This window comes from Prevotella sp. HCN-7019, from assembly GCF_037890215.1.
Taxonomy (GTDB): domain Bacteria; phylum Bacteroidota; class Bacteroidia; order Bacteroidales; family Bacteroidaceae; genus Prevotella.
The window spans coordinates 1-6,068 of the sequence record NZ_JBBKBO010000020.1; the positions used below are offsets into that span (position 1 = coordinate 1).

Sequence of the window (6,068 nt, forward strand, 5' to 3'; positions counted from 1 at the left end):
TCCTAAATAAAATGATTACTATTAGCAAGAATTGTATTCCATATAAGTGAATTAGGAAAAAACTATGTTGTTGTTAATGGTAAAAAATTAAAATTAGGCCAAGATAGATTGAAGGATATACAAAATGAAGTTTGTTGTGTTAACATTTATATAAATTGATAATCTTGCATCCGTTATTTCACGAGATTTTTCTCAGTATATTATTTGCTATGATAGAGAATTTCTCTATCTTTGATTCTGAAATAAGTGTTCTTTTATTTTATGCAAAAGCAGGGGGGTGAAGAAGTCTACTCGTTACTAAACCGTTACCTGTCTAAAAAATAAATCTTGTAAATTTCTTATTCTCAATAAGTAAGAGTAAATTATATGTCTTGCAAGATGGAAGGTTATGTGTTTTTTGATTCCGGCTTCCGAAATCCATTGCTTGAGAGGCTGATTCGTCATAGCTCTGGTCAGTCCTTTAAATACACGACCAGAACCAGGGATACCACATAGTTCCAATGCCTCGTTACTGATGGGGAGAGTCGCTTCCGTTTCTGTTTTTTCCGTACAAATTCTGATGTAATAACCATTGTCAGGACCGACTTCAATATTATCCCATGTTAGTTGTAAAATATCACTGATACGAAGACCGGTCATACAAGAGAATAATGAAGCTTGTTTCAGTACAGGAATCTTGCATGGTGTAGCGGCCAGTTTCTTGACTTCTGCTAATGTGAGATACTGCTTTTTGACTTCTTTCCATTCAATCTTGTCTATGAAGTCATTCAGATTTTCACGTAGCATCTTCTCTTGATAAGCTATTTTCAGTAATGCACGGAAAGTTGAAAAATAGCCAGCTGCCGAATTCTTCGAAACACTGATATTAGGATGACGGATCTGTTTACAGTTCAGTAGATATTGCCTAAACTTCTGACAAAGCTCCACCGTTACATCTCCGAAAGTGCAATAGCCGTTTACAAACTTTTCAAAATGCTGGTAAACGCAGTCCCATTTGTGATACTTCAGTTTTGCTTTTTCACGAAAATAGGCAAGGAAGTCAGCTTTCATTTTGTGCTTGTCAAGAAATCCAAATTCTTCATTGACGATTGCCTGTACTCTGATACAACGAATGGCTTCAGCCTTACTCAGCATCTCATTGTTGAAATCACGTTCAATCTCATTTTTAGGACGGGCATAGATATAAATGCCAAGATATTCCCTGCGACTCATTTTCATTGTGTACGGATTGCGAATAGCCGGATAATAGTCCAGGTAGAGAGAAATTCTGCCGTTACTGATAACTCTTTGTTTCAATATTACGTTAGTACATGTAAGTGCCATAAGATTAATGTTTTTGGTTGATAAATTATTATTATCGGTACAAATTAAACTGGTGTTTTCTTGGTGAATACTCACACCGGAAAATAACTTATACCAGGATTATTCAATGATAGGATCTTCGAACAAATTATCGAGCTCAGCTTTGGATATAAGAGTATACTTTCCCTTCTTAATCTTGGGAATTTGATGATACTTGGTATAATGGTATAGCTGGTCTCTTGTTATTTTGAATTTTTCCATAGCCTCTTGAACGGTGTAGTATTTGGGTTCTTCAGCCTGACGTATTCCCTTAGCTATATCGAAGTGCTTTTTTGAATAATATACGGTAGTACCAACTTTCTTTTTCGGAATGGCATTTTTATAAACAAAAGAGTATATAGCGTTAAGGCTCATTTGAAATTTGTCCTGAACTTCTTGCACACTGTACCATTCTGTAATGTCTGCATCTGGAGCCTTCGAGGAAAAATAAGCATCAACATGCTTTTTACTCCAGTAAGTCTTACCACGGTTGAATGTCTTTGGAATTTTATTCTTCTTAGACATAACAAAAATCCATGATTCACTTACATTGAATTTTTTCATTATTTCGGCTGTAGTATAAAATTCTTTGATAGGTAGAGTGTCCTTGGGCATTCTAAATTCATAAGGATGCCGTTTTAACATCTCATCTATATCAGAGCGTTTGACGAAAGATAATCTACTGCTAATTTTTGAAGCTTGAAGGTATCCTTTATAGACCATCTTATAGACTGCTTGTCTGGTAATACCTAAAAGAATTCCAACCTCTGAGAAAGATAGAAACTCTTTATCCTTAATTGTGATGATAGGTAGTTCCTCAATCCTATTTTGAGTATTCTTTTCAGTAGCCTTAATGTTTTTCTCTCTTTCTCTTTTTTTGTAAGCTAAATTTGCACACCTGTGAGAGCAGTACTTTGTACTTATTTTTTGTGCTTCGAATCGTGTTCCACATCATTCGCAAATCTTTTTAATTTTAGTGTTACTTGCTGGCATATTACTCAAATTTTAAATGTTTATTTCGCTTTATTTCTCCCGTTATGTGTCAACTATCGTAAATCTTAGTAAACCATAGTCAACTTTCTCCACAACCTGTCCAGCGTAAAATGCCGGAATTTTGCTTCGTGGTACAAAAACGGTACAAAAAGATGATGTACAAAGCTTATAAATGACTAATATTGACAGTAGAGCAACAAAAAAGGCGCCCCGTAAAGAGCGCCATATTAATCGATTATAATCAATTTAACTCATTGATAATCAGGTAGTTACTTGCCGATGCAGTATGTGTACATCGTTGATTATCAATAGTATAGCACTCTAAAAGGTACAACCAGCAGGTTGGCAAGTATCTGAGAATGTGTAAGTTAGTGATTTTTAGCACCATTCTCGGCTTGTACCTCCATTTTGGAAAGTAAAAGTAAGTGTAATTTCTTGAATATCAAAATGTGCGGTACAAAAACTTGTGAAAAATGCCGTTTTTTGATGAGAAAAGGTACAAAAATGGCTCTGAAAAGGAGGGGACATTATGATTATTTTGCGAAGTACTCAGTCTTTAACCAATAGGTATAAATCGGGTCTTGGAATGAGATTGCATCTGCCTTATTATTCAATGTAACATTCTTGATAAGGGCAGCCTTTGAACAGGATATTGAGGTCGTTGAAGCGATTTGATAGCGATGCATCACTTCGGTCGAACTGATGGTCTTTTCTACGGCTATAAGGGCTTTGAGATAGTTCAATTACTGTGTGGTCAGTGTTTCGGTGATTGTTACAAACAACAGCCTTATGTGGCAGCGGTCGCTATTTCTTAAGATTGTTTAAGTAGTAATAATTTGAACAGAAAAGGAAGTTTCATTTCTTTTATTGTTCAAATTATTGCTATATTTGCAGTATGGATAGACAATTAACTGAAATAGGAACTATTCCTGTAACGACTTCAATCATCGAATCGTTATACCCGGAACTTAAGTCTGCGAATAAAAAAGTGACCTGGCTTGAGAAGCAAGGATTTATCATCAGACTGAAGCGGGGACTTTATGTGGCTAACCCCAAACATTCAAGAAAGACCCTATCGAGTGAGTTGATAGCCAATCATCTCTATACACCTTCGTATATTTCAATGTCTACTGCACTACGATATTATGGACTTATCCCCGAGGCTGTATATGTTCATCAATCAATGACGGTAAAGCATTCGCGTAGCTTTCAAACTCCGGTCGGCTGTTATGACTACAAACATATCTCAAAAATAGCATTTCCAATAGGAGTAAGGAGTATGTATAAGGATAATTATGCTTTTCTTATTGCATCACCGGAAAAGGCTTTGTGTGATTTGATTGCCAATTCCTCGCAGGTCAATCTTCGCTATATGAAAGATGTGGAAACATATCTTGAACAGGATATTCGTATGGATATGGATGAGTTCAATAAGATGGATAAAACCATATTCGAAGACTACATAAAAGTTGGCAAAAAGGCCGATTCAATTTCGACACTTTTAAAATTCTTAAGACGATGAAAAATGAAATATTCGACAATATGCTCTCCCGTTATGATTTAACAACAGAGCAACAGAAGAGAAACGCTATATTTGAAGTGAACCAACAAGTGATACTTGCTGGCTTGTATGCCGGAGGCTTTTTTGAGTCGGCGGCTTTCTATGGTGGAACTTGCTTGAGAATCTTTCATGGCTTACAGCGTTTCAGTGAGGATATGGATTTTTCATTGCTTACGCAAGATGATAAGTTCGATTTTACGAAATACTTTCCTGCTATCGTTGATGCTTTCACAATGGTAGGCCGTGAGGTTGAAATAAAGAAAAAAGACAAGAGGAATTTCGGAAAGGTCGAATCGGCATTTCTTAAAGATAATACCGATGTGTATGATGTGACTTTCCAGACAGAGAAATCTATAAAGATAAAGATAGAAGTAGATACTTGCCCACCGTTGAACTTCAAGACGGAACAGAAGCTATTGCTTCAGCCATATTCATTTATGACCCGTTGTTTTACACTTCCCGACTTGTTTGCAGGCAAGATGCACGCCTTAGTATATCGTGCGTGGAAGAACAGAGTAAAAGGTCGTGATTGGTACGACTTTGAATGGTATGTACGCCATAATGTTCCACTTGATTTTGCTCATTTGGCAGAACGATGCAAGCAGTTCAACAATGAGGATATCACTCCAGAGTTATTCAAGGAGAAACTCATTGAGCGTCTCTCTTCAGCTGATATAAAACAAGTGAAAGAAGATGTATTGCCTTTCGTCCGCAATCCAAAAGAACTTGATATTTGGTCAAATGATTATTTCGTGCAGTTGGCAGGGATGGTAAGAATAGGATAATACAACATTAAGCTTTATTCAAGAAATAAAGCCTAAGGTATTTTTTCTTATTGGCGAAAGCAATCCAAGTACGGTTACACTTATTCATAGTCTTATTATTTTGCAAAGTACTCAGTCTTCAACCAGTAGGCATAAATCGGATCCTGGAACGAGATTTCACCGGCCTTATTATCCAATATATCATTCTTGATAAGGGCAGCCTTTGAACGGGATATTGAGGTCGTTGAAGAGATTTGATAGCGATGCATCACTTCGGTCGAACTAATGGCCTTTTCTCCAGCTATAAGAACCTTGAGGTAGTTTAGTTGCTGTGTGGTCAGTGTTTCGGTAATTGTTACAAACAACAGACTTAACTGCTCCACCAATGCTGTGTGCGCCTCACGTACGATCTCAACGGTACATACATCCTTTGTTCTGAGCCATGAAAGCTGTGCCAACTGCTGTGCGTAGTATGGATGATTATCTACGAGCTTTGCAATCAAATGGCTTGCTTCATCGTCGATGTTTTTGCCGGTATCAGCGAAACGACTCTTGAAAAATTCTACAAGGCAAGGCGTGTCAATTTTATTGAGACATCAGATTGCCGAACTTGTAGAAGGGTTTGGATGAGTCGGTAAACACTTCCATCATCATGTGGCGCTTGCTACCATAAAGACAATAGGCCACACTTTGATGCAGCTGCCAATATGAACGCAATTTTTTCTGGAAATAGTCTGGGTCTGTAAATTCTGCGATATTTTGGAACTCATCTATGCAAATAACGATTTTCAGGCCCTTCTTCTTGGCAATCTTTTCAGCAAGATCGAGCACTTCATCAGGGTTGCGCTTTACCTCCTCCCAATCAAAGTCGATTGAAACCTCGTTAGTATGGTCTGTACCGATTGAAATCTAGGGAACAAGGTGTGAAAAGAAACTCTTCGCGCTCTCGATTGCTTCCTCCCATTTTGTGGAAGTGGCGGCAATTACTTTCTGGGCGAGCAGTGAATAGAAATGCTCCTCGTTACGTACATTGAAAAGGTCGATATGACAGATTCGGAGGTTACAGTCCTGCGCCATTGCTAACTTTGCAGCCTTATTTACAAGCGAACTTTTACCCCAGCCGCGAGGAGAGATAATAATGGTATTGATTAACGATGTGAAGTACTGGACCAAGTAAGTCGTTTCTTTCTCACGATCACAAAAATCTTTTCCAGTAGTGATTTTTCCATAAATAAAAGGAACTTCCATATCACTCTATTTTTGATTGTAGTGCTAATATAGCACAAAAATGTAACTAACGTGAGTTCGATATAAGATCTAATATAATCTACTAGTAAATAGGAACATAGCGAAAAAAGTATTAAATTTATAGTGACCAATTATAACATTTAAACGATTACCACTATGTC

The 6,068-nt window shown here is 37.2% G+C and carries 6 protein-coding genes and 1 pseudogene; 2 read left to right on the top strand and 5 right to left on the bottom strand.

Annotated features, from left to right (window positions below):
- Positions 1-297 precede the first annotated feature (297 nt).
- Both WKT13_RS13175 and WKT13_RS13180 read right to left on the bottom strand, forming a co-directional pair.
- Positions 298-1,323 carry a site-specific integrase gene (locus WKT13_RS13175; protein WP_340324217.1) on the bottom strand — a complete coding sequence of 342 codons (1,026 nt, stop codon included), beginning with the start codon at positions 1,321-1,323 and terminating at the stop codon, positions 298-300.
- 99 nt (positions 1,324-1,422) lie between these two features.
- A pseudogene (locus tag WKT13_RS13180) lies at positions 1,423-2,334 on the bottom strand (helix-turn-helix domain-containing protein).
- A gap of 895 nt (positions 2,335-3,229) precedes the next feature.
- Here WKT13_RS13180 and WKT13_RS13185 point away from each other — a divergent pair.
- The gene (locus WKT13_RS13185) at positions 3,230-3,856 is read left to right on the top strand and encodes a type IV toxin-antitoxin system AbiEi family antitoxin domain-containing protein (RefSeq protein WP_340324218.1); all 627 of its coding nucleotides are present in this window, start codon (positions 3,230-3,232) and stop codon (positions 3,854-3,856) included.
- Positions 3,853-4,680 carry a nucleotidyl transferase AbiEii/AbiGii toxin family protein gene (locus tag WKT13_RS13190; RefSeq protein WP_013616411.1) on the top strand — a complete coding sequence of 276 codons (828 nt, stop codon included), beginning with the start codon at positions 3,853-3,855 and terminating at the stop codon, positions 4,678-4,680. Before WKT13_RS13185 ends, WKT13_RS13190 begins: the two co-directional genes overlap by 4 nt.
- Before the next feature lie 95 nt (positions 4,681-4,775).
- On the opposite strand, the gene WKT13_RS13195 is transcribed toward WKT13_RS13190, so the two are convergent.
- The 3 genes from WKT13_RS13195 to WKT13_RS13205 all read right to left on the bottom strand — a co-directional run bounded on the left by WKT13_RS13195 (position 4,776) and on the right by WKT13_RS13205 (position 5,907).
- Positions 4,776-5,162, bottom strand: a complete 387-nt coding sequence (locus tag WKT13_RS13195) for a hypothetical protein (RefSeq protein WP_340324219.1) — start codon at positions 5,160-5,162, stop codon at positions 4,776-4,778.
- Between the two features lie 82 nt (positions 5,163-5,244).
- Positions 5,245-5,490 carry a hypothetical protein gene (locus WKT13_RS13200; RefSeq protein WP_340324220.1) on the bottom strand — a complete coding sequence of 82 codons (246 nt, stop codon included), beginning with the start codon at positions 5,488-5,490 and terminating at the stop codon, positions 5,245-5,247.
- Positions 5,491-5,568: 78 nt separating this feature from the next.
- Positions 5,569-5,907: a hypothetical protein gene (locus tag WKT13_RS13205; RefSeq protein ID WP_340324221.1), complete on the bottom strand. Its 339-nt coding sequence runs from the start codon at positions 5,905-5,907 to the stop codon at positions 5,569-5,571.
- Positions 5,908-6,068: the final 161 nt, after the last annotated feature.